The following is a 224-nucleotide window of genomic DNA, read 5'->3' on the forward strand; positions in this document are numbered from 1 at the left end:
GGGGACAAGGCGCTCATTTCCAAGGATGGGTCGGGGCGTGAGGATGGGGGGCATCTGACGGTCTGGATCAAGGACGGTACGCTGGTCGTCACGCAGGAGAGCGCGGACAAGACCGAATGGCTCAAAGTGCCCAATCTGGTGCTGACTCAGGACAAGACCTATCAGCTTGCCGTCACCTTTGGCGAAGACGGGCTGGAGGTCTGGCTGGACGGCGCGCTGGTCGC

General features: G+C 62.5%; 1 protein-coding gene. It reads left to right on the top strand.

Features of this window, described 5'->3' with window-relative positions; all coding sequences use genetic code 11:
• Positions 1-224: hypothetical protein (locus Q1A91_RS23660; protein WP_299883387.1), on the top strand; the 224-nt coding region annotated here is incomplete at both ends.

The organism is uncultured Sulfitobacter sp. (assembly GCF_947500075.1).
Taxonomy (GTDB): domain Bacteria; phylum Pseudomonadota; class Alphaproteobacteria; order Rhodobacterales; family Rhodobacteraceae; genus Sulfitobacter.